19 protein-coding genes are annotated in these 20,151 nt (G+C 35.2%); 6 read left to right on the forward strand and 13 right to left on the reverse strand.

The genetic code is table 11. From position 1 onward, the window contains the following. Nucleotides 1-64: 64 nt before the first annotated feature. Nucleotides 65-373, forward strand: coding sequence for a 30S ribosomal protein S10 (gene rpsJ, locus MHHB_RS03270; RefSeq protein WP_131007182.1), 309 nt, complete (start codon nt 65-67; stop codon nt 371-373). Nucleotides 374-669: 296 nt separating this feature from the next. On the opposite strand, the gene MHHB_RS03275 is transcribed toward rpsJ, so the two are convergent. From MHHB_RS03275 to ftsY, 4 genes are all read right to left on the reverse strand, one after another. Next, the gene (locus tag MHHB_RS03275; protein ID WP_131007183.1) at nt 670-864 is read right to left on the reverse strand and encodes a hypothetical protein; all 195 of its coding nucleotides are present in this window, start codon (nt 862-864) and stop codon (nt 670-672) included. Between the two features lie 9 nt (nt 865-873). Beyond that, entirely contained in the window at nt 874-1,146 is a 273-nt protein-coding gene (locus MHHB_RS03280) for a hypothetical protein (RefSeq protein ID WP_131007184.1), read from the reverse strand. Between the two features lie 97 nt (nt 1,147-1,243). Next, nucleotides 1,244-2,485, reverse strand: coding sequence for a coenzyme F430 synthase (gene cfbE, locus MHHB_RS03285; protein WP_326830415.1), 1,242 nt, complete (start codon nt 2,483-2,485; stop codon nt 1,244-1,246). Between the two features lie 52 nt (nt 2,486-2,537). Beyond that, nucleotides 2,538-3,605, reverse strand: coding sequence for a signal recognition particle-docking protein FtsY (gene ftsY, locus MHHB_RS03290; RefSeq protein WP_131007185.1), 1,068 nt, complete (start codon nt 3,603-3,605; stop codon nt 2,538-2,540). Between the two features lie 92 nt (nt 3,606-3,697). Here ftsY and MHHB_RS03295 point away from each other — a divergent pair, with 92 nt between their 5' ends. Together MHHB_RS03295 and MHHB_RS03300 are read left to right on the forward strand one after the other, a co-directional pair. Beyond that, entirely contained in the window at nt 3,698-4,159 is a 462-nt protein-coding gene (locus tag MHHB_RS03295; RefSeq protein ID WP_131007186.1) for an RNA-binding domain-containing protein, read from the forward strand. Between the two features lie 211 nt (nt 4,160-4,370). Then, the gene (locus MHHB_RS03300) at nt 4,371-5,699 is read left to right on the forward strand and encodes a radical SAM protein (protein WP_131007187.1); all 1,329 of its coding nucleotides are present in this window, start codon (nt 4,371-4,373) and stop codon (nt 5,697-5,699) included. Here the strand turns inward: MHHB_RS03300 and MHHB_RS03305 are convergent. Beyond that, nucleotides 5,693-7,102 (reverse strand): replication factor C large subunit, encoded by a 1,410-nt coding sequence (locus MHHB_RS03305; protein ID WP_131007188.1) that lies wholly within the window; start codon nt 7,100-7,102, stop codon nt 5,693-5,695. The genes MHHB_RS03300 and MHHB_RS03305 overlap by 7 nt on opposite strands. Nucleotides 7,103-7,454: 352 nt before the next feature. Here MHHB_RS03305 and purF point away from each other — a divergent pair, with 352 nt between their 5' ends. After that, nucleotides 7,455-8,822, forward strand: coding sequence for an amidophosphoribosyltransferase (gene purF / locus MHHB_RS03310; RefSeq protein ID WP_131007189.1), 1,368 nt, complete (start codon nt 7,455-7,457; stop codon nt 8,820-8,822). A gap of 314 nt (nt 8,823-9,136) precedes the next feature. On the opposite strand, the gene MHHB_RS03315 is transcribed toward purF, so the two are convergent. The 4 genes from MHHB_RS03315 to MHHB_RS03330 all read right to left on the reverse strand — a co-directional run bounded on the left by MHHB_RS03315 (nt 9,137) and on the right by MHHB_RS03330 (nt 13,557). Next, entirely contained in the window at nt 9,137-10,309 is a 1,173-nt protein-coding gene (locus MHHB_RS03315; RefSeq protein ID WP_131007190.1) for a preprotein translocase subunit SecD, read from the reverse strand. Nucleotides 10,310-10,329: 20 nt separating this feature from the next. Continuing rightward, the gene (locus MHHB_RS03320; protein WP_131007191.1) at nt 10,330-11,178 is read right to left on the reverse strand and encodes a protein translocase subunit SecF; all 849 of its coding nucleotides are present in this window, start codon (nt 11,176-11,178) and stop codon (nt 10,330-10,332) included. Between the two features lie 84 nt (nt 11,179-11,262). Then, nucleotides 11,263-12,027: a TatD family hydrolase gene (locus MHHB_RS03325; RefSeq protein WP_131007192.1), complete on the reverse strand. Its 765-nt coding sequence runs from the start codon at nt 12,025-12,027 to the stop codon at nt 11,263-11,265. 258 nt (nt 12,028-12,285) lie between these two features. Continuing rightward, entirely contained in the window at nt 12,286-13,557 is a 1,272-nt protein-coding gene (locus MHHB_RS03330) for a tRNA (N(6)-L-threonylcarbamoyladenosine(37)-C(2))-methylthiotransferase (protein ID WP_131007193.1), read from the reverse strand. An 881-nt stretch (nt 13,558-14,438) separates the two neighbouring features. Between MHHB_RS03330 and argF the strand changes: the two genes are divergently transcribed. Next, nucleotides 14,439-15,359, forward strand: a complete 921-nt coding sequence (gene argF / locus MHHB_RS03335) for an ornithine carbamoyltransferase (RefSeq protein ID WP_131007194.1) — start codon at nt 14,439-14,441, stop codon at nt 15,357-15,359. A gap of 4 nt (nt 15,360-15,363) precedes the next feature. Here argF and MHHB_RS03340 read toward each other — a convergent pair whose 3' ends face one another. The 4 genes from MHHB_RS03340 to MHHB_RS03355 all read right to left on the reverse strand — a co-directional run bounded on the left by MHHB_RS03340 (nt 15,364) and on the right by MHHB_RS03355 (nt 18,898). Then, nucleotides 15,364-15,795 carry a cell division protein SepF gene (locus tag MHHB_RS03340; protein ID WP_131007195.1) on the reverse strand — a complete coding sequence of 144 codons (432 nt, stop codon included), beginning with the start codon at nt 15,793-15,795 and terminating at the stop codon, nt 15,364-15,366. Nucleotides 15,796-15,813: 18 nt separating this feature from the next. After that, complete coding sequence (locus MHHB_RS03345; protein ID WP_131007196.1) at nt 15,814-16,386, reverse strand: Era-like GTP-binding protein; 573 nt, start codon at nt 16,384-16,386, stop codon at nt 15,814-15,816. A gap of 56 nt (nt 16,387-16,442) precedes the next feature. After that, complete coding sequence (locus MHHB_RS03350) at nt 16,443-17,819, reverse strand: RtcB family protein (protein ID WP_394342772.1); 1,377 nt, start codon at nt 17,817-17,819, stop codon at nt 16,443-16,445. Between the two features lie 404 nt (nt 17,820-18,223). Beyond that, nucleotides 18,224-18,898, reverse strand: coding sequence for an SWIM zinc finger family protein (locus MHHB_RS03355; RefSeq protein WP_192893812.1), 675 nt, complete (start codon nt 18,896-18,898; stop codon nt 18,224-18,226). A gap of 143 nt (nt 18,899-19,041) precedes the next feature. Here MHHB_RS03355 and MHHB_RS03360 point away from each other — a divergent pair, with 143 nt between their 5' ends. After that, nucleotides 19,042-20,124, forward strand: a complete 1,083-nt coding sequence (locus MHHB_RS03360; RefSeq protein WP_131007198.1) for a class II glutamine amidotransferase — start codon at nt 19,042-19,044, stop codon at nt 20,122-20,124. The last annotated feature ends 27 nt before the right edge of the window (nt 20,125-20,151 follow it).

A 20,151-nucleotide genomic window follows, 5' to 3' on the forward strand; every position in this document is an offset into this window, starting at 1 on the left:
TTTTCTTTTTTGAATTAATTTTTTACAATACTATTCTTTTTTATCTATTAATGAGGATGAGATTATGCAGAGGGCTAGAATAAAGTTAAGTAGTACAGATCACAGAGAATTAGATGAAGTCTGTAGGCAGATAAAAGAGATCGCCGAGAAGACAGGTGTTGATATATCGGGGCCTATTCCTTTACCTACGAAGAAGTTAAAAGTAGTAACAAGAAAATCCCCAGATGGAGAAGGTTCCTCCACCTTTGACAGATGGACAATGAAGATACATAAGAGATTAATAGATATTGAAGCAGACGAGAGGACTATGAAACGTATTATGAAGATAAGAATACCAGATTCTGTTCAGATAGAGATTGAACTGAGAAGCTAATTTTAAATAGCCTTAATATTCATAGGTAGATTGCTGTTGCAATAGTATTAAACTATTGCAACAAAAACCTCTTTTTAAAATCCTTATCCCATAGTGGATAAGGAGAAAAATATCGTTATAACTATATTCCGTAGTGGATATAGTGTATTTTGTTCACTTTTATAAATTTATTTAGTTAAAAATTTGATTAAAAAAATAAAAATAATTTTTAGTTTTCCAACGTTTATACTACGACATTAGTTAAAACAGTAATAAAAAAATAGAAAATATAGAAATAGAGTGATATATTTATCTTATTATAAATCCCTTCCTCTGAAACCCCATCCACATCTCCTACCTCTTCCAGGACCTAATCCTCTTCCCCCTCCATCTATCCTATGGATACAATTAGCAGGAGCACCACAGTGTGGGCAGGTTTCAGGTTTTGGGGTCCCATAGGGCACTTCAATTACCTTCTGACAGTTACTACATACGAATTTTTTCATATCCATTATATCCCATTACTCCCTTTTAATATTTCTTAACTCTTCTTCTAATATTTTTAATTCTTCTTTTAAGTATTTTATCCTTTCTCTCAGGTACCTCTCTCTATCTTCTTCTGATATATCTTCGAAGAACAGATCCCATGCATGGACCAATCTACCTCTTTCATCTACGTAGAATGCATGAGGCCCAAATCCACATCTACATGGCCCTACATACCTAAATCTACCGGATATTCTTGGGAATAAAAAGTGTCTATGCATCCCTCTGAAAAACCTCCATCCAAACATGATTTATCACCTTTTATTTTTTTCTAATAATAACACATATGTGTATTAATATATATACTTTTCGGTTTCTATTTATTAAAATAGGTTATTTAATACTTTAAGAGGACATAGATTTTCTATATATAATCAACATATTTTCTAATGGGCACTTCTTATAGACACTCTCTAAGTTCCCTAAATACTCTCCATCCACAAACTTCTTTAACTCCTTCCCTAGAGGGCCCACAAGTATAAATTTAAAGTATTTTTTATACTTACTTAGTACATCTCCTAATTTTTTCTCATTTATTTCCTCACAGGTGCATCCAAAATCTCCACCTATTACAACTACTCCTCTGTTAAACACACTTTTGAAATCTCTTATTGCGTAATCTATAGATTTCACATCAAGACCTGGATTTATATTCTCAACAATAATGGGGTTGTAGGATCTTATATTCATCCTACCTCTAATTTTGAAGTAGTAGATCCTATTAAGTATATTTTCTATATCTAAGAAATTTTCACAGATTCTTATAGCGAAGAGAGAGTTCTCCACATAATGAGTTCCAAAAACACCCCTGTTAAACTCTACAACCTTATCTCTGTATCTGTACTTCAAGGGATACTTGGAGAGAATCTCTAAATTATCACAGTCTATTTCAACTATATTTCCTTCAATACTCCTCCCTGTTCTAAGAGAATATTCCTTAATAACTCTCTTATTTATATATACTTTCTCACCCCATTTCATAGAAGCTACCTTTGCAACAAGAGCATCCCTTAAACCCCCACCTATGGAGTAATTCTCCAGGACATTTATAAGAGCTCCGTATCTACAAGATGTTATGCCCAAAGATACCTCGAATATAAAGAGATCGTAGTTATCTATGGCATCTTTTTCGTATAACCTATCTATATTTTTCAATACTGACACTGGAGTGATAGAGCCTCTATTACTGTTGTTTATAAAAGTCCTGTACTCTCCACTTAGTATGTGATATACAAGTTCCGTGGTAGTGGTTTTTCCCTTCACCCCTGTAACCACTATAAATTTCCTATGTATATTACCGTATTTTTCCCTTATAATCTCTGAGACGGCATCATGGAAAGAAGTAAATTTACAGTCTATGGGACAATGTATTGGAGCTACTACTTCCTGATAATTAGAGATATCTGGTTTCTCCTTACGTGGAACTATTTTTAAATGTTTAATTATATCCCTGTATTTTTTTATGATATTCTTATCTTTCTCTAACTTTCCATAGATATCCCAGAGATGGATGTCTCTATACCCTAAATTGTAGTATTCCCTTGCAACATCCAGTGCTCCGTGGTTTATATCTACAATAAGTATCAACTTTCTTCACCTTATCAATATCCTTTCTTCATTTCTAAATGTCCTTCATTTCCTACCCATTAAACAGTTTATCTATCATCCACTCTACACTGAACTCCTCCAAATCCTCATACCTCTGTCCAGTCCCTAGGAATAAAATAGGTTTCCCAATGGCATAGGCTATAGAGAGTGCAGCACCGCCCTTGGCATCAGCATCTACCTTCGTTAAGATAACTCCCTCAATATTTACAGCCTTATTGAACTCTTCAGCCTGGATTATGGCATCGTTACCTGTGAGGGCATCCCCTACGAATATCACCAGATCAGGTTTTGTCACTCTTACAACTTTCCTAATCTCCTCCATGAGATTTACATTTGTAGCCTGCCGTCCTGCAGTGTCAGCCAGTACCACATCTATACCTCTTGCCTTTGCATGCTCAATAGCATCGTAAATTACAGCTGCACTGTCAGCCCCCCTTTGCTGTTTTATCACCTTAACACCTATTCTCTTCCCATGCTCTTCAAGTTGTTCTATGGCACCAGCCCTGAAGGTATCCCCTGCCGCCAGGACTATAGAGTATCCTTTTTTCTTCAGTAGGTAGGCTAGTTTGGCGATTGTGGTAGTCTTCCCAGTTCCATTTATTCCAACAAACAGTATAACTGTGGGTTCTCCCCTCTTCTTTTTCTCCTCGATAATCTGGTAGATATCTACAGTCTTTTGAGACAATACTTCCTTTATAGCATTCTTCAGAGCCTCTCTAATTACCTCTTCAGGATCTTCCTTAGGTCCTATCTTCCTACCTATTAGTTGATCCCGAAGAGATTGAATAAGTTTTTCGGTAACTTCGTAGGCCACATCAGCCTCCAACAATTCCAACTCTAACTCCTCTAAAACTTCCTCTACATCTTCTTCAGTTAACACAACCTCCTTCCCAAGGGCTCTTTTTATTGTTTTAGTTATTCTAAATCTATCGAAGAAGCCTATATCAGCCTTTTCTTTACTCTCTTTTTTATCCTCCTTTTTTACAGTTGTATCTTCTATCCTAGATTCTTCAGTTTCTTCTTTACTCCCCTTTAAATATATCATCTCACTTAATTTAGACACCGCTTTGTTGAGTTTTTCCTTTAAACTTTTGAACATAATGTCACCATTTTTATAGTTAAAGTTAAAAATATTACAAAGAATATGATTTTCATTATAACAATAATGATATAAATAAAAAAGGGATAAATATGCCAAATGTAGATATATCAAATATCAACATCTCTGCTATATCTCATGCTACAGAAGATGACGATAAAGTATTAGAAGCCATGATCTACTTTTTACCGGAGGATATAGAGGAAGATAGTGTATATATCGAGACTGTTGAAAATGAGGGATGTTTCGGAAATCCAATAAAGATCCACACCATTACTATAAATAAAGGTAAGGTTGCCAAGAAGGTATTTAAACATATCATGGAGTTGATAAAATCTAAGGAAAAAAATGTAAATAAGTTAAAAGGGGACATAGATTTGAGAGTAGAAAAAAGTAAGATATACCTTAGATTTAATAAACAGAAAGCTTATCTTGGAGAGTGTGATCTAGTTGATGGAGACGATACAGTAAGGATAGTGATAAACTTTAAGATATTCTCCCCTAAGAATAAAGAAGAGAAGGTTAAGGAGATAGTGTTAAAGGAGTTGGAGTAATATATTAATTATTATAAGAATAAACACTGAAAAGAGTTGAAAAAGATAGGTACCTTTTGAAATCTGGAATTGTTATTGGGTTTTCTTTCCTTTTATGGTTTAATCCTTTTTACTATTAACAATTTTTTATTATTTTTTTATAAAATTTTATTACTATTTTACTGTTTTTTACAATTTTCACCAACTTAATAAAAATTTAAAAGGTGTACCTATGAAAAGTATAGTTGTAGATTTCAACAAATTTAAAATGATAACAGATGTTAAATTAAAAGGTGATTCCTTAAACATTGAGATATGTAAAAATTACGAGATATTCCTCCCCCTAGATAAAATACTGGATCACCACTATCTATTAGAAGATAAAAAACTTCTAATAGAAGGTAAAATAACCGAGTATAAATTACACTCTCTGAAGGCCAGTATCCTCAATCTTATCTCACTCTCTATCTCCCAAGGTATGAAGAGTAAAATAACTGGGAGAAAAACATACTACATATGTGAGCCAGTACCTCTACTGGGACATACTGCCTTTGGTTTAATAGATAGAGGGACTAACATTATTCAAGTTAGAGGATTATGCGGTTGCAACATAAACTGTCCCTTCTGTTCCGTTGATGAAGGTAGATACTCCAAGACTAGGAAGAACGACTACTACGTAGATATGGATCATTTATTAAAGTGGTATCTGAAAATAGTGGAAGTTAAAGGTAATAAACACCTGGAGGCACACTTAGATGGGCAGGGGGAACCAACACTATACCATCCTCTACCAGATCTTGTGCAACACCTCCATGAGATCAACAGTAAAGGGGATGGAATAGTAACTATCCAGACAAACGGAGTAGGTTTAACCTACAAATTGATAGACGAATTAGAAGAAGCTGGACTACACAGAATAAACCTATCCATAAACGCCATAGATGAAAAGATGAGTAGAGCCTTAGCAGGTAGTAGATCCTACGATATAAAACGTATATTGGAGATAGCGGAGTACATCAAGAATACAAAGATACACCTTCTGATAGCACCTATACTCCTCCCAGGTATAAACGATGAAGAGTTCAAGAAGGTGATAGATTACGCTGTAGAGTTGGAAAGGAGGAACCCTCAAAATACTATAAATCCCATCACAGGTAGAAAGGATCCAATACTTGGAGTCCAACTATGTCTGATATACCAGTTCGGTAGAAAGATGAAGAAAATGAAGGTGTGGAATTTTAAGAAGTTCTATAAACTACTGAAAAAGTACGAAGAAGAGTACAGGAAAAAAGGTGTAGATATCCAACTGATAACTCCACTCTCCAAGACTTTTGGGAGTCATAGAAGAAAGAGATTTCCTATACCTTTCAAGGTAAATAGTAAAGTTAAAGCTAAAGTAATACTGGATGGGAGGATCAAAGGGGAAATAATTGGATGTGCTAAGGATAGACTTATACAGATAATAAATGTAGGAGATCCTGAGAGATGGATAGGGAAAGAAGTTAAGGTAAGGATACTTAGTACTAAAGATGGAGTATTTGTAGGGGAGTTGTCTCATTGAAAGAAAGCATCCAACGTCATCTGTTTTCCTTTAGTTTCTTTTTTATCCTTTTCTTTTTCCTTTTTCTTTTTATTTTCCTCTTTTTTTACCTTCTCATTCTTAGTATCTTTAACCTTAATCTCCTTCTTTTCAACCTTTTTATACTTTTTCTCTTTATCCTTAATATCCTTTAGTATCTTGAATATCTTCTTTGCAGTGTCCTTATCTGTTAAATACTCTACTTCATCCTCTGTAAATTCGTAGAAATCTACTATCTTGGCTCCTAATTTAGAATTCTCCTTAAGTATGGTAGATAGATAATGGAGATCTTCCCTAGCCCTTTTAATGGATACATGAGTTTTTTCACTGATCTTGGAGAGTATTTTCTTTAAGATTTCTCTCTCCGATTTAACCTGCAAAAGTTTATTAAATACCTTTGGCCTTACATAGGGAGTAAATCCTCTATACTTCTCCTCCTTTGCAAGGGCCACTCCAGCAGTCATGAGACTTGAAGCGTATCTCCAGAAGCTGTAATTCTGTCTCCTGTTTGCCCTCCCTAAAAAGAGATCTGCTTTTGAGAGGTAGTCGTAGGCGGTGGCAACTTCGTTCATCTTCTTATACTCCCTTGGAATATTTTCAGCCAGCCACTCTTCTAAGGTTTCAAGATCTTCCTTAAAATCCCAGAGTGCAAGTAGTGCGATGTTGTAGTGAGTAGTTTTTAGTATCATCCTTATAGTATCGAAAATAGTCTTTTCAACGTTTCTACTGTCTAACTTCTTGGCATCTTCTAAACTTAAACTGCCTCCAAGTGCCAAAGATTCCAGATCGTTAATTGCAGCCCTCAGATCTCCCTCTGCATGTCTTGCTATAACTCTAAGGGTATCTTCATCTATATCTAAACCTTCATTACGTGCAATTTTTTTTAAGACGGAGAAAATCACAGTTGTAGGTATTGGCTTTAAGTTAATAACTTTACAACTCTCCCTGAGAGGCTTAAGGGATGGTTTGTAGATATCATTTGCAGTCAGTATCAGCGGGTTTTTTGCAACTTTTACTATTTTCAGTATCTCTTTTAAACCACCTTTGTCACTACTTCCAGATATACCATCTACCTCATCTAACACTATAAGTATCCTCCTACCGAAGATGGACTTAGATCCTGAGGCACTTCCTACTATACTTCTGATAACTTCAGCACTCCTTCTATCACTTGCATTTAACTCTATTACATCGAAGTTATAATCCCTTCCAAGAGCCTTAGCCATTGTTGTTTTACCACATCCTGGGGGGCCGGCAAGGAGGACAGGTTTTCTTTCTTTACCACTGATGAAATCCTCCATCCATCTTTTCAACTCCTCTTTAGCCACCTTGTTACCAGCTACTTCATCTAAGGTTTTCGGCCTGTACTTCTCAACCCAGTTCATGTAATCACCAAAAAGATTTATTGTAAAAAGATAAAAAATTAGAAGAATTAAAAATGTTTTATACCCAATAGGGAATTTTATTTTATCCTTCCAATACTCAAGAATATCTTTTTTTTAATTTTAATTATTTTATACTAATAAAATAAGTAGGAGTTGCTAAGAAACGATAGTAAGATTTTTTACTCTTAATACCTAATTTACTCTTTTAGATGTTTGGATACTATCTCGAAGTTTGATATAAATAACTTTGTTTAAGACTATATTAACTAATAACTAAGTATATCTATTACTTTAATTAGTATTTTGTTGTTCTGAGAATTCTAACAAAAATTAAAAACATCCAAGTGATACCATGTGTGGCATATTTGGGGCTTACTCTTTCTCCGGAGAGGATGTAGTTAAAAAGATATACTACGGTCTCTATGCATTACAACATAGAGGACAGGAAGGAGCAGGGATTGCTGTAAGTAATGGAAAGAATATTTACAGTTATAAGGGCCTTGGATTAGTTTCTGAAGTGTTCAGTAAAGAAGTGATAAATTCTCTGAGGGGACAGGTAGGTATAGGGCATGTTAGATATTCCACTACAGGAGGTACCTTCGTGGAAAACTGTCAGCCCTTCATCGTAAATAGTACTCTTGGTAATTTAGCAATAGCTCATAATGGGGATATCCTGAACTCCCATATATTAAGAGAAGAGTTGGAGAAACAGGGGCATATATTCACATCTTCAACAGACTCTGAGGTTATAGCTCACCTACTTGTGAAGGAATTATTGAGGACAGGGGATATTATCCGATCTATAGAAGAAGTTTCAAAAAAGATCGTAGGGGCCTACTCACTTGTTATCCTCTACAATAACAGTCTTATTGCTGTAAGAGATCCCTACGGTTTTAAACCTCTATGTATAGGGAAAGACGAGAAGGATAACTACTATATCTCTTCTGAGAGTTGTGGTTTAGATGTTATAAATGGAGAACTTATAAGGGATGTATCTCCAGGAGAAATTATAATAATAAACAGAAATGGTATTGAAACCTACAGGATAGAAGAAAACCCAGGAGGATCCACATGTATGTTTGAGTATGTCTATTTCGCCAGACCAGATTCTATAATAGATGGTATAAGTGTTTATAACGTTAGGAGGAGATTAGGAAAGGTACTTGCCAAAGAGGAACCCTGTGAGGGAGATCTTGTATCTCCTGTCCCAGACTCTGGAGTAACTTCTGCTATAGGCTACTCTGAGGAGTTGGGCATTCCTTACTACGAGGCACTGATAAAGAACAGATATGTAGGTAGAACCTTTATTCTTCCATCTCAGGAAGAGAGGGATCTCGCTGTGAGGTTGAAGTTGAACCCTGTAAAACCTATAATAGAAGGCAAAAGAGTAATATTGATCGATGACAGTATAGTGAGAGGTACAACCTCTAAGAGGATAGTCAATATAGTAAGAAAAGCTGGAGCAAAAGAGGTACATCTTAGGGTAGGCTCTCCAAGAATAATCTCTCCCTGCTACTACGGTATAGATATGCCAACTAAGGAGGAGTTAATTGCCAGTTCCAAGTCCCTCGAAGAGATTAGGAGATATATAAATGTGGATTCCTTAGGCTATCTCAGTGTTCAGGGGTTGATAAGAGGTATAGGAAGAGAGGATCTCTGTTTAGCCTGTGTCACAGGGAGGTATCCAACTGACGTATCCTGTAAGTTTTGTTGTAAATAAAAGATTATAATATTCCAGTTCCTATTAAAAATCTTATAAAAAAATTTAACAGTTATTACAATTATTGTGTATATATTATAATAATAATGAAGTTAAAAAATAACGAAAACTGTTTCAAAACTTCTATTCTCTTCAAATATAGATGTATTCTCTTCTACTTTTTAAATATTTGGAAAAAAAGAGTTCTCTTAAATAGGACTATAGTAAAATGATTATAAAAATAAAAAATTAAAAAATTAGAATAAAGAGAGTAGATATTCCAGGAGATAATAGGAGATTTACTCTTTTTACCCATATATCTTACTACAAAAAATTTAAAACCCTCTTTTTGCCATGTATTGGATTATCCTTGCAAATGCAGGTCTCGTAATAAATACTCCTATAAGTACTCCAATTATTGTAGTAATTGCAAATCCTTTTAACATTCCTATACTCATAACAAAGAGTGGGAGCATTGCTGCGATAGTTGTCCCTGCAGCTGCAAATATTATAAAGAACGCTCTCCTAATACTACTTTTAATTTTTTTTGATCCCTTAGATAAGGTTTCATCGGTAATGACGATCTGGTCATCTACTCCTGTACCTACAGAGGCTATAATTCCTGCAATAGACGCTAAATCCAGTCTCCAATTTATCAGAGATGCCACTCCAAGTATAATTAAAATCTCAGAGGCACAGGTAATAAGTATGGGAATTATAATTGAAGGTTTTTTATATCTAATTGATATAATAGCACCTACAGCAAGGAATGCAAAAAAACCTGCTATTAACGCTCCCTTTATAAACTCTTCTCCTAAGGTTGGTGATATGGTATTTATATATTCTATTTCCAATTTTACTGGAAGAGATCCTGATTTAAGTGCAGTATAGATAGCCCAAGCTTCATCTATGTCTTCCTTAGTAGGATTGTTCCCTGCCACTGTAATTATCTGATCCTTATGGGGCTTTCCATCTGCTAAACCTGGCGATAGTACTGGAGCACTTATCAACTTACCGTCCATGTAGAGTTCTACTCTATGGCCAGCTTTTCCATAGGCCACCTCTGCAAACTTCCTAGCTCCTTCATCCGTCAATTTAAGTACCACTCCATAGCCATTTGGTGTTAAGGTAGGTTTCTCTACATACTCTATATCTCTTCCAGTGTAGGCAGTTATATTGTCGATCTTTGCTACAAATACTCCCTGCTGAGTTAAGATCTTTTTTATCCTCTCCACATCTGCATTCTTTGGGATTTCCACTACAATCTCGTCGTTGCCCCTAGAGTATACGGTAATATCGCTTAAACCGTAGGTATTGAGCCTACTTCTAAGTACCTCGGTGATTATAGTCATATTCTCCTGGGATACTGCTTTACTGGTTTTCAGTACTATAATAGTACCTCCACTTAGATCTACTCCAAAGGATATACCCTTAAAAGAAATTATAAGTATTGAAAGTATTACAGACACAACTAGTATCAATATCTTACTATCCTTCAGTATATTCATCTCTATCCCTCAAATTGAATTTATTTTCTCTTCCTGTACTCCAAGAGGTAGTACTTTAATATACCAACGTTTGTCAGCCAAGTTGTCAGTAGATCTGCAGTCAATCCAAAGAGTATAACTAGAGCTATATTTCTCAGTAGGATTGCTGCAGGTACTATATAGGTAACCACTACGTAGAGAACAAGCATGGCCACTATGGTGGTTAAGGACATGGTTATACCAGTTTTCATGGCCTCTCTTATCCTTTCCTCTATATTTCCAACTTTTCTCTTTAACACCCTTGTGGTCAGTAATATGTCTGTATCTACACTGTAGCCTATGAGCATAAGTAGGGCTGCAATTGTTGCTGTAGAGATAGGCACACTGAATATACTCATAAGACCCAACGCCATAACTATATCGGACACTGCAGCGAGGACCACTGCCAAGGATGGTATAAGAGATCTAAATACCAGATACACCACAACAGCCATAAATAGAAAGGCGAAGGTAATAGCTTTTAACCCATCACTCCAGAATCTCTTACTTAATGTAGGGCTTATTTCCTTCTGGGAGTATTTGAGTTCCTCTAAGTTAGATACCTGGAAGAATTTTTTCAGCCCATTTATGATCTTGTCAGTATCTACGTTGCTCCCAGCCCTTATTATAATAAAGGTCCCAGAAGGAGAAAAAGATTTCTTTACCTCAACATCTGGAGGAAGGTATTCTTTTAATTTTTCCACATTTACATCTTTGGGGACGGTAATTGTTATCTCTACACCACCACTTACATCTATACTCTCCTTTAACCCATGTGTATATACAATTATCACTGAGATTAAAGTTAGTATCACGGGAACAAGTGCCAGTACCTTGTAATCCAACTTCATTTAAATACCTCCTTATAATTAAATCGGTGATAAAAATAAAAATATAAAAATTATATAAATAATAAATAATGGGAAACTTTAGGATTAAACCTTTAAATTAAACAGTACCTTAGCATTTATATAAGACACCTTTTTAATAATCTCTTCCTCTATCTCCTCCATCTTCATCTTTAGAACAGTCCTTGGAACAGCTAAAATATCGGAAGGTGCTGAAGAAGAGTCGCTATTTAATAGGGATCTATCTCCTTCATATTCTTTAACTATCTCTACCACTTCCCCTGGTGTTAACTTGCCGGGTTGTACAGTGAGCCCTATATACATCCCCCTGTCGTATATCATCGAAACTGTCTCCTTATTACAGTGATCTATTACTATCCTTCTCTCCATATCCTTCTTTAAACTTAGGGAGTCAATAATCTCCAATATAGTTTTTGTAACTTCCTTTTTGTTTCTCCTAGGAGTATGGACAACTGCCGGCAAGTTTAACCCCTGAGCTATCAACAACTGCCTCTCAAAAACTTCTATCTCCTCTTTACTACTCTTCTCTAAACCTATCTCTCCAACACCTACTACATGTTTATTTTTTAGATATTCCTTCAACATACTGTAATTTACATCTGGTGGTATCATCCTGGGATGGATACCTAAGCAGACGAATACCTTTAAACCATTCTTCTTCCCTCTTTCTATCTCACCTTCTATTAATCTATCAAAGTGAGCTCTAAGAACATCCATAGAGTAGGGCTTTAAGGGATCGTGGGCCAAGGTAATAACTCCATCTAAGGAAAGTGCCATCCTTTCAAAATCTTCATAGGGCCTTGTATCTGAGTGGATGTGTGTATCTATCATATTTTCCACCTTAGTAATTTTCTTAATTAACATTTTTTTAATTATTATCTAACGTTTAAATATTTTATAGTTAAAACTTATAAAGAGAGATTTCGGTGAGACAGTTTTTTCCTAAGGATATTATGAGTTGAGTGAAGATAAAGGATATAAAAGGATATAATAGAATAAAAGGAATCTCAGGAAGGGATAAAGATAAAGCCGTAAGGTATCAGAAATAAGGAAAAGAGGTTTGGATAAGTCTATTCACTTATAGAAAAATCACTGACTGATTCTCAATACCTCTCCAAATAACCCGAAGGTTTTGGCATCCGTTATCTTCACATCTATAAAGTTTCCAACCTTTAGGCCATCCTCCCAATTAAACTTCACTACCTTACAGTTATGAGCAATACCTTTTCCCTTCTCGGTGATAAGCACCTTTAAAGTTTTACCAATATACTTTTTGTTATTCTCGTAACTAAGTTCCCTTCTTAACTTATCTAAAATCTTCGATCTCATCTTTCTTATTTTGGTATCTATCTGTTTCATCTTGGCAGCTAACGTATGTCTCCTTGGAGTATATTTGGCTCCATGGATGTAGTCAGGTTTTATCTTCTTCAACACCTCCAAGGTGTTCTCAAAGTTCTCCTCACTCTCTGTGGGAAACCCAACAATTATATCTGTGTTAAAGTTAAGATCTTTTACCTTTCTCTTAAACTCTTTAACTATATCTATAAACTCATCTACTGTGTATTCTCTCTTCATATCTTTTAGCACTTTATCATCACCACTTTGAAGAGGTAAATGTAGGAACTTTGCTATCTTATCACTTCTATAGCAATCTAAGAGATCGTCTATAATCTCAGGTACGTTTTTGGCATGCATCATTCCTATTCTCATAGTATAGACACCTTCAACCGAGAAGATAATATCCTTCAGTAGATCTGGAAGAGTATATCCCTTATCAAACCCGTAGCATGCAGTATCTTGGGCTGTTATAAGTATGTGCTTTACTCCACTATCTACGTACTCCCTCGCCTTTTTAACTAGAAGATCCTTATCGTAGGATAGGAGATCTCCTCGGGCAACCTTCACTATACAGTATGTACACTTCCCAACACACCCCTCAGAGATGGGAAGAGGCATAATTAACCCCTCAGGTTTTAGATATTTCAGTTTCTCATTTATATTTACATTTGAGGGTCTAGATACCCCCTTATCTTTGAAGTGCCTATAGATCATTTCTCCACTTAGATGAGCTTCTCTAGGCATTATAAGGAGATCGGCCTTATCAATAACTTTCTCCCTTAGGGCTTTTGGCATACATCCTGCAACTACAATCTTCTTGTTTAGAGATCTGAAGTACTCTATCCTGGAGATCATCCTGTTCTCAGTCTCCAATCTAACTACACAGGTATTGATAACTACAATATCTGCATCCTCCACGGTATCTACTATTTGGAAATCTTTAAATAGTTTCAGTGAGTTTTTTATAATTTTAGTATCTGCGGTGTTGAGGGTGCATCCATAACCTTCTATGTAGATATTCATAACCTTCACCTTTGATATTTAGTAACAATTATAATATTCTAATATATAAATCCTAAAATACAAAATTATAATCCTGAACTCATTATATATTTAAACAACAATGTCAGGAAACCTCAACAAATTACTGGCTCTGACAAAAGTTACTCACTCTAAGAAAATAATCAATAAAAATCGAAACTATTAACTATATCTCCAAATATTTTTTCTAAACATTAGAATATGGTGAAAGATTCCTGTCGTGATATTGTTATTCGAAGGTTCTCTTCTTCCAACTATCCGAGTTGATATAAAAATTGCCTATCTCTTTATATTTTATTTTTTAATAACTTTTCTATTATATTATTCAAATATTTATAATATACTCTAAAACAAAGTAATATAAAAAAATAAAAAAGTAAAAAAAGTGAATTTTCTATAAATTCTCCTTCGCAGAAGTTTTTTATTTCGTTTATTAATTTTTTGTTTTTATTTGATAAAAAATAATAAAAGGAAGTAAAGCATTGACTGTATCTATGTCTCACGATATTTCCTGAACATTAAGGAAGGTGAGAATTCTATTGTGTGATATAAAGGATATCTTAACAGTTGTAGTAGATATTTTGGGAAATTCTCTTTTCTCTAATGCCAAGAGTAGGAGGATATATTTATATTCAGGTGGATGGAATTTTTTATTTTTTAATTATTTTTAAACTATCACTTTTGATGAATATTGGGGTAATATTATTTATAATTATTATTTAACTATAAAGATTAAAAAAGAACTCCAATATAGTACTTCAAATACTTAGAAAGTGATAAAATTTTCCTAAGTAGGTAGTGTACTTTCGATATTATATAGTTGAGAGTTAAATACTATATAAGGTTTTAATGGGGGTGATTCTATGCATCTACTGACACTCTATCATTTAGAGAGGAAAGATATTCTAAACATCATAGAAGATGGTATCTATTTTAAAAAACATAGGGGAAAAGAGGATCCTATACTAAAGGGTAAAACAATAGCAATGATATTCGAGAGTCCCTCTACCAGGACGAGGATAAGTTTTGACATAGCAATAAGGGAGTTGGGAGGACACTCTCTAATACTCAACGTTGGAGAGATTCATCTGGGGAAGAAGGAAAGTATAAAGGATACTGCCAAAGTTCTAAGTAGATACGTCCACGGTATTGTTGCAAGAGTGAAGAATCACCGGATTTTAGAGGAGTTGGTAGAGTATGGAAGTGTCCCTGTCATCAACGCCCTTAGTAACCTCTCCCATCCCTGTCAAATACTTGCAGACCTCCTAACGATATATGAGTATAAAGGTAAGTTTAAAGGCCTTAAACTCGCCTTCCTTGGGGATGGAAACAACGTCTGCAACTCATTGATAGTAGGAGGTACCTTAGTTGGAATGGATGTATATGTGGCTACCCCAAGAGGTTATGAACCTAATGGAATGTTTGTAAAGAAGAGTTTTGAAATTATAGATAGATATGGAGAAGGTAGTTTAACACTGACTAACGATCCTATAGAAGCTGTTGAGGATGCTGATATTGTATATACAGACGTATGGATAAGTATGAGTGATAAAAATAAAAGTATAGAAGAGGTTAAAAAGATATTTCCTCCTTATCAGGTTAACAGTAAACTTCTAAGTTATGCTAAGGATGACGTCATTGTAATGCACTGTCTCCCTGCAAGTAGGGGGATGGAGATAACAGACGATGTAATAGATGGAGAACACTCTGTAGTGTATGATGAAGCAGAGAATAGACTCCATGTACAGAAGGCTGTATTTAAATATATATACTCAAAGGGTTAATATTCTATTCTTCCTTTTTTATATTCAATAGATTTTTTTCTTCCCTCTCTCTAACAGCTTTCTCTATTATCACATTCTTAGGTAGTACCAATATCCTGTTGTTACATACTCTAACTATTTTACCTCCCATTTTTACAGTTTCATCTCTTAAGTATTTAATGACATTTAAATATTTTTCATCTAAACACTTCTCCAGATCTACGGTATTTGCAATTACTATGCATCCATTCTCTACCCACACCAATATCTCGTTAGCATCCTTCTGATTCTCTAGATCTAAAACTTTTATCCTGATAATATTATCCTCTTCTTCATCAATATCTAAATGGAGTTCTTCATACATCTCAACTGGCAAAATATCGTTGTTAGGTTTTTTTCCAAATTCTATATTTTTCTCCTCTCCTTTTAGGAGTTTCAAAAGAGATTTAAATACCATACCCTCACCATTTCTCTTTTAAATTATAGTTTTTAAGATGTTGGTAATGGCATCTATTAGATCAGATATTCCCTCATAGGTCACTGCGGATGTGAAGATACACCTGTTATTTAGCCTATCTTCAACGTACCTTTTCAACTCTTCCCTACTCCTACTATCTAGCAGATCACACTTATTTATTACCACTATAATAGGTTTTTGATAACGGAATTTAAGACTATGATGAATCTTCTCAAAACTTTTAAGTAACCCTTTTTCCCCATCTATAACATGAATGATAAGGTTTGCATCTTCTATCTCCCTGTAGGTTCTTTCCAACACCTTTCCAACCATTACAGGGGATCTCTTCTCACCTGTAAAGAGCCCTCCTAGATCTACAAATATCACATCTACCATCTTTGGATGTCTCTTAGATCTACCACACTTCAACCGTCCCCAGAACTTCCGCACTGGGTTCTTGGTAGTACCTCCTACCTCAGAAACTCTTGAAATATTTTTTCCAAAGATAGCATTTATTAGAGCAGATTTCCCTGAATTCTCAGGCCCTATCATTACAACCTTAAATATCTCTTCCCTATATACATCTTCCATAGTTATCTTATTAATTTTTTAATCTCCATTATTATAATAATTTTTATTATTTATCTTTAACCCTTAATAACACCTATAGGTTTCATCCTACAGACCTTCATGGATATACCTATATTATGGACTATATCTGCCACAATATCTATATCTTTGTAAGCTTCGGGACACTCTTCTGCAAGAACCCCTTTAGAATCAGCCATAACGTATATACCCATACTCTCTAACTTACTTTTAATTTCCTTTGAACTGTAGATCTTCACTGCTTTAGCCCTACTAAGTACTCTACCTGCTCCATGTGCAGTGGATCCAAAGGTCTCCTCCATGGCTCTCTCTGTACCGTGCATAAGGTAGGATGCACTTCCCATATCTCCCGGAAGTATAATTGGCTGGCCAACACTCTCGTACTTTGAAGGTATGTCTTCACAACCTGGCCCGAAGGATCGTGTAGCACCCTTTCTATGCACCATTAACCTTTTCAATTTACCATCTACTTTATGCACCTCCCTCTTTGCTATGTTATGAGCTACGTCGTATATAATGTCCATCTCTAGATCTTCTGCAGGTATTCTCAGTACATCCTCGAAACTTTCCCTTACCCAGTGAGTTATAAGTTGTCTATTTGTCCAGGCATAATTTGCACCACAGTTCATGGCCTTAAAGTACCTTATACCTTCTTCCGAATTTATTGGAGCACAGGCCAACTGTCTATCAGGTAGTTTTATACCATATTTTCTAGCAGCTTTCTCCATGTATCTAAGATAATCTGCACATATCTGATGGCCCAACCCCCTTGAACCACTGTGAATCATTACCAATACCTGGTCCTTCTCAACACCGTATACCTTTGCAACTCTATCGTCAAATACCTCATCTACGTACTGAATCTCCAAGAAGTGGTTACCACTGCCTAAGGAACCTAACTGGGGCAGTCCTCTCTTCTTAGCACTGTCTGATACTAAGGAGGCATCAGCGTTCTTTATACATCCATTCTCTTCTATATACTTAACATCCTTCTTCCATCCATACCCATTTTTAATTGCCCAGTAAACACCTTCCTCGAGTACATCATCTATCTCTCCCATACTTAACTTTATCTTCCCTTTACTCCCTAAACCTGATGGTATGTTTCTAAAGAGAGTTTTAACTAACTCCTTTATAAAGGGCTGAACCTCTTCTCTTGTAAGATTCGTCCTTATAAGCCTAACACCACAGTTTATATCGAAACCTACTCCCCCTGGACTTATTACACCATCCTCCTCATCAAATGCTGCGACTCCACCTATACAGAACCCATAACCGTAGTGACAGTCTGGCATAGCCAGGGAGTACTTCTGAATTCCAGGAAGACAGGCTACATTTGCCACCTGCTCCAAAACTTCCTTCTCCAACTGTTCAACAAGTTTATCGTTTAGATATAACCTTCCAGGAACCAACATACATCCTTTATAATTCTTCGGAAGTTGCCAGATATATTCATCGATTTTAACTAATATGTCTTCCAAGGTATCACCTTAATTTTTTTAATTTTAAATTAATGTAACCATAACTGTATAAAAAGATAAAAATAAATAAAAAATCCTAAGATAATTAATAATAATGGGAAATATATGAAGATCTTTTCTGAACACTGGAATAAAGAAACTGTATTAGAGGTATTCAGAGAACCGTCTTCCTCCAATCTTCAGGGGGGGATATAACTGTTCTTTTATTTTCTAACGACCATTTTTTATTATTAATTATTTTTTAAAATTATTTTTTCTAAATATTTATGACTTCTAGTGGGAACAGAGGTTAAATATCAGAAAGTTAAATATTTTTAAGGTTTATCAAAAAACTTTCATCATCGTATATTGTAGTCGTAGTAATATTCCTCTACAAACCATAGTATGTTGTACTTCTTCGCCAGGACAAATAACTTCTCTACAACTTCCCTGTTCCCTCTCTCGAATATCTCATGGAGTATCATATCCAACATATCGTATAGTTCTTCGTCCTCAAAATAAGAAGAAGATAGTATATCTTCCAAAAGTTTAAGTAATTCTTCATCCTTGGAGTTTTTTAAAAACCTATTCCTTAGAAATGATTTAAAGGTATAGATATTTTTCCTCTCGTATGGAATAAGTTTTAAAATAGAACGACCTTCCTCTAAGAGATTGCTGTCCTTCTTAATAATTACTTTCCATAGGTTGTATTCTACAACTACATTCCTTAAGATCTCCAATATTTCTTCTTTCGATTTCTTTTTCAAATCTTCAAATATCTTATCTCCATCTACATAATCATTGTTTAAAAAAGCCTCTATAAGAGCATAGGCATGTTTGCAGTTGTATCTATAGGAACAGGAACAGGTACCTGAATAATCCTTCAAATCTACAACAGTATTGTAGAGTTCTCCACCCAATACTTTACCGTATAGTTTGTTACCAAACTTTACACAGTATTTTACCAAGTTGTTTCTATAATAGTTTCTACCTCTCTCTCTTATCTTACTTTCATATATCCATTTATACTTCATAGTATAACCATAATAAAATTTTTATAATATAAATAATTTTTTATTAAATAAAATTAAACTTATGAAATATAATAATACTTTGTTATATAATCTCTTTTTTAATTCTATTATACTTTAATCGGACCTAAATTGGAGGGCTAAATATGTGTGGCATTATTGGATTTATAAGTAGAAAGAAGAGGTTGATAAGAGGAGATAAGATAGCGATAGCATTAGATAGTTTAAAGGAGAGGGGAAATGGACAAGGTTCAGGATACGTAGGTTATGGAATTTATCCAGAATATAAGGATTACTATGCCTTACATGTTTTCTTAAAGAACATCCCTACTTACCATCAGATAATAGATAAGATAAAAAATATACTGAGTAAATATGGGGTTGTAGTCAAGGATGAAGAGATCCCGGTAAAGGAAGGGGTTTTAAAAAAGGAGTTTATACCTTGGAGGTTCTTCTACGACTTTCACGACTCCTACAAGGATATTGAAAACGATCTAATGGTAAATATAGTTATGGAGATAAACGACAGGGTTAATGGAGCCTTTGTATTCTCCAGTGGTAAGAACTTAGGTGTCTTCAAGGCTACAGGATGGCCTAAGGAAGTGGCAGAATTCTACAGGTTGGATGAGTACGAGGGTTATATGTGGCTGGCTCATGCAAGGTATCCTACAAACACGAGAGGTTGGTGGGGAGGCGCCCATCCTTTCAATATACTCAACTGGTCTGTTGTACATAATGGGGAAATAACAAGTTACGGCACAAATAAGAGGTATGTGGAGAGTTTCGGTTATAAGTGTAAGATGTTCACAGATACAGAGGTTGTGGCCTATATCTTCGACCTTCTCATTAGGAAACATAAACTACCTGTGGAGTACGCCCTAAGTGCCATAGCACCTAAGTTCTGGGATGAGATAGATAGGATGGATGAGGAGGAGAGGAGGATACATGAAGCAATAAGGATGACCTACGGTCCGGCAGCTCTAAATGGACCCTTCGCTATAGTGGTTGGTACCCATGAAGGAATGATATTTATGAATGGAGATATAGAGAAAAACAATACCATGATAGGACTTACGGATAGAATAAAACTTAGACCTCTTGTAGCCGCTGAGAAGGATGATTTAGTATTTGTATCCAGTGAGGAAGCTGCCATAAGAAGAATATGTCCTGAATTAGATAAAGTGGAGATGCCTAATGCTGGGTCTCCTGTAATCGTTAGAATAGAGTAAAGAGTAGAATATAGAGGAGGAGTGTAA

Origin of the sequence: Methanofervidicoccus abyssi, assembly GCF_004310395.1 — an archaeon.
GTDB classification, from domain to species: domain Archaea; phylum AGJL01; class Methanococci; order Methanococcales; family Methanococcaceae; genus Methanofervidicoccus; species Methanofervidicoccus abyssi.